General features: G+C 40.6%; 1 protein-coding gene. It reads left to right on the top strand.

Annotated elements, in window-relative coordinates; all coding sequences use genetic code 11:
- On the top strand, nucleotides 1-944 hold a 944-nt coding region (locus tag H5122_RS19975), incomplete at both ends, for an IS4 family transposase (RefSeq protein WP_259402005.1).

The raw sequence follows: 944 nt of genomic DNA, 5'->3' as shown, positions 1-944 counted from the left end.
TTTTTTGTGAATATAGAACAAGCACTGCAAGCAACACTTGAAGAAAGCAGCCGATACCATACCTTTGAAAAATTATCAGAAATTCTTGACCCTGAAATCATTGAACAAGGTTTTCAACAAGCAGGGATTGCAACCGTTCGTAAGCGAAGATTACCGCTTGAGGCCGTTTTGTGGTCAGTTATTGGCATGGCATTGTTTCGAAAAGAATCGGTTTGGAATATCGCTAATAAGCTAGATATCATGTTACCAGGCAAGAACCCACTCGTTGCTCCAAGTGCGATGGTACAGGCGAGACAAAGGTTAGGTGATGATCCCGTTAAACACGTTTTCAATAAATCTGCTCAATCAATGTATAAGCAACAGTCATTCGAAACATGGAATGGTTTGAACCTATTAGCTGTTGACGGTGTTGTGTGGCGAACAGCCGACACGCCTGATAATCGTAAAGCCTTCTCTTCAGGTAGCAACCAATACGGTGATACAGCCTTTCCTCAAATACGCATGGTCTGTCATATGGAATTGACCAGCCATCAACTTCTCAGTAGCGAGTTTGATAACTTTAAAACCAACGAGATGAAATTAGCTGAGCGTTTAATTGAACGTACACCAGATAATTCACTGACTATGTTTGATAAAGGATATTATTCTTTAGGCCTGTTAAACCGTTGGCACCAAACTGGGGAGATGAGGCACTGGCTGATACCAGCAAGGCCCGACTTACAGTATGAAATCATCTCCAGCGCGGGTAAAAATGACCATGTCATTGAATTGAAAACAACAAAGCATGCACAAAAAAACTTTCCCGATGTTCCTGAAACAATTAAAGCGAGATTAATCAGTAAAACAATAAAGGGTAAAAGCTACCGTATATTAACCTCGATGACGGATAGATTGCGTTATCCAGGTAATGAAATTGTTGAATTATATTGTCATCGTTGGGAGAT

It is taken from the genome of Pseudoalteromonas sp. SG43-8, from assembly GCF_014164245.1.
Classification (GTDB): domain Bacteria; phylum Pseudomonadota; class Gammaproteobacteria; order Enterobacterales; family Alteromonadaceae; genus Pseudoalteromonas; species Pseudoalteromonas distincta.
Note: the sequence above shows the minus strand (reverse complement) of the source record. Positions and strands in the feature narration are given on the sequence as shown.